This window comes from Candidatus Eisenbacteria bacterium, assembly GCA_016867495.1.
GTDB lineage: Bacteria > Eisenbacteria > RBG-16-71-46 > CAIMUX01 > VGJL01 > VGJL01.
In genome coordinates this window covers 1-3,140 of sequence record VGJL01000250.1, presented here as the reverse complement: position 1 = coordinate 3,140, position 3,140 = coordinate 1, and the positions used below count along the sequence as shown (strand labels likewise).

3 protein-coding genes are annotated in these 3,140 nt (G+C 66.9%); all 3 read left to right on the top strand.

Features of this window, described 5'->3' with window-relative positions; all coding sequences use genetic code 11:
- On the top strand, positions 1-186 hold a 186-nt coding region (locus tag FJY88_13005), incomplete at its 5' end, for a hypothetical protein (GenBank protein ID MBM3288248.1).
- A gap of 184 nt (positions 187-370) precedes the next feature.
- Entirely contained in the window at positions 371-2,626 is a 2,256-nt protein-coding gene (locus FJY88_13000) for a PEGA domain-containing protein (protein ID MBM3288247.1), read from the top strand.
- A 16-nt stretch (positions 2,627-2,642) separates the two neighbouring features.
- Positions 2,643-3,134, top strand: a complete 492-nt coding sequence (locus tag FJY88_12995) for a PEGA domain-containing protein (GenBank protein MBM3288246.1) — start codon at positions 2,643-2,645, stop codon at positions 3,132-3,134.
- Positions 3,135-3,140 lie beyond the last annotated feature (6 nt).

Here is a 3,140-nt window from a genome sequence, read left to right as displayed (position 1 = left end):
TGGTACGGATCGTATGGCGGTACGGTGACGGACCCGACGGGTCCCGGCTCCGGCTCCAACCGCGTGGAACGGGGTGGCAGCTGGCTCGTCAACGCCCGGTACTGCCGCTCCGCGTATCGGAGCCTCCACACGCCGGGCTACCGCTCCTACAACCTCGGTTTTCGTCTCGCGAGGAACGGTTCATGACGCTTTGCGCTTTTACCATTTTACGATTTGCGGGGTTTTTTCCGAGGCCGAGGCCGGCGAGAAGGGCGAAGCCCGAGAGACGGCCGAGGCCCGCGGCGTTTTTGGGTGCGGAGGGGGGATCGTCCTTTCCTGAGGCCGGACATTCGAAACAAAAGCCAATGAAAAGCGCGGGATCGACGAACGTATGACCCTCCAATCCACCCTCATCACGGTCCTCGCGACGCTTCTCGTCGTCGGGGTCTTGCTTCTTCTCTTTCTCCTTCGCCGCGGCGCCGGGGCGACCGGCACGAGCCTCGGTCCCTACCGCGACCTCTCGCTCCTTTCGGATAAGGGGGGGATGGCGAAGGTCTATTTCGCGACGAACAGCGAGACCGGGAAGGCGTGCGTCCTCAAGGTTCTCCGGCAGGAGCTTCTCGGGGATGCGGACATCGTGCGGAAGTTCCGTCGCGAGGTGGACATCCTGAAGTCCCTCAAGTCCGCCGATCCGAAGCTTCCCGTCCCCGAGGTCTATCGTTCGGGAACGGTCTCGGCCGGAATCGTCGACATTCCCTTCATCGAGATGGAGTACATTCCGGGGAACACGCATCTCGGCGATCTTCTTCGGCAGAAGGGGCGCTTGACGGTCGAAGAGTCGGAGCTGGTGATCGCGCAGGTCTGCCGCGCGCTCATGGTCGCTCACCGCCTCGGGATCGTGCATCGCGACCTCAAGCCCGCCAACATCCTCCTCGCCGACGGGCGCCACGACTCGGTCGTGGTGATCGACTTCGGCGTGGCGAAGCTCCTCGGCGGCGGCAGCGTCACCGCGGGAGGGTACGGGACCGCCGCGTACATGGCGGTCGAGCAGTGCGGGGGTGTGTCGCAGGTGACCCCGGCGGCCGACGTCTACTCGCTCGGGGTCGTCTGGTACGAGATGCTCACGGGGCACAAGCTCTACGACCACGAGAACCCGATCGTCGTGATGCGGATGCACGAGGAGGAGAACGCGGCGGCGCACGTCCATCGGCACGCCCCGCGGGCCACTCGGGCGATCCTGACGCGCATGCTCGCGCGCGACCCCGCGCATCGCCCCAACGTCGCGGGCGTTCTTGCGGCGCTTTCCGCGGGGGCGAAGAAAGTGAAGGGGTACGAACCCTCGCGCGCCCCCTCCCGGAAACCGGCAGGGCCGCGGCTGGCTCTTCCGAGGCGATGGATCCTCGCGGGGGCAAGCGTCCTCGCGATTCTCGTCCCGCTGGTCGTCGTCATCGAGCGCGGCGCGACCGGCGGCGGAGGGAACTCGGGCGGCGGGAAGAAGCGCCCCGACCCACCCGGATCGCCCTTCCAGCTCCCGCCGGGAATCCTCTCCGGAACGCTCTCCCTTGTCACGACCCCTTCAGGGGCGCAGGTCTTCTACACGGGCGGGACTTTGAACGATCAAGCCGGTCGCGCGCTTCCCGAGACGACCCCCGTTTCGCGGATGCCTTTCCCGGTCGGGAGACAGAAGCTCTACATCCAGCTCGAGAACCACGAATCGGTTTCGCTCGACGTCCAGATCGAGCCGGAGCGGGACGCCGTTCACCGGCTCACCATGGTTCCCGGGAAGGGCTCGCTCACGATGGGCGCTCTTCCCGAGGGGGTGCAGGCGATTCTCGACGGGCAAATCCTTTCGGTTTCGAGGATCGAGCGCCTTCCCGTTCCGGTCGGAAGCCACGTGATCGCGTTCCGAAGCTCCCGCTACAAAGAGCAATCGGTTCGCTTCGATGTCGAGAGGATCGGCCAGGAAGTGAAGCTTCCGCTCCCCGTCTTTTCGGATCGGACCGGGTCGGTGCGGGTTCGGACGACCCCCGCCGGGGCGCGCCTCGCGTGGGACGGAACGGCGCGGGGGACAGTCCCAGCGGACGGGAAGACGCTGGACGATGTGGCGGTCGGCTCGCACAGCATCGAGCTTTCGGCGGACGGATACGAGACGTATCGCGGCACGGTCGAGGTCGTCGAGGGGACGACGAGGGAAGTGTCGATCGCTCTCGAGCTTCCGCCCGGCCGGCTTCGCGCGTCCGCCTCGCGCGCCGCGGAAGTGCGCGTCGCGAGCGAGAACGCGCCCGGTTCCTGGCGATCGGTCGGAAGGACCCCCGCGGTCGTCACGCTTCCGGCGGGGCGCTACCGCGTGCGGCTCGAAGTTCCGGGCTACGACTCGTGGGAGACGAGCGTGACGATCGAGAGCGGAAGGGACGCGTCGGTCTCTCACGCCTTCCCGGAGCCGGGGAGGCTTGTCGTCGGCGCGAAGGGGCCTTGGGGGAACGTCTTCGTGAACGGGGTCTCGAGGGGCTCGACCCCGCTCGAGATCGGGGACCTCAAGCCCGGAACCTATACGGTTGAAGTAAAAAGGGACGGGTACACGACGTACTCGACGAGCGTGACGATCCCTGCCGGCGGAACGGCGAGGGTGACGGCGGAGCTGCGATAGAAAGAGGAGGCGGAACGTGATTCGTGCGTGGGTGCTTGGTCTCGCGGTGGGGCTCGCGGCGGCGGGTCCGGTGTTCGCGGAGAGGTCGGCGCGGGAGACGCTGGGTGCGGCGATCGGGGCGTACGAGAGCGCGGACTTCGGCCGCGCGATCGATCTCTTCAAGGAGGCCGCGGCCGAAGGGAGCGATCTCGAACCGAGCGACCGAGCGCTTGCGTTCATGTACCTTGCGTCGATCTACAGCGCGCGGGGAATCACGCGGGAGGCGGGGTCCTACTTCGAGTCGTGCGTGGAGGCGGATCCGAACTTCGTCCCGGACGAGGAGATCTTCCGTCCGGACTGGATCCTGGCGTTCGAGGAGGCGCGCGATCGGAAGACCGGGATCCTCGATGTGACGACCGAACCTCCGGGCGCGGCGGTCGTCTTTCGGGGGAAGAAGATCGGTGTAACGCCGTTTCGGGCGAGAGCGCTCGAGGGGTCGGGGACTCTACGGCTCGTGTTTGCTGATTAGCGGGCC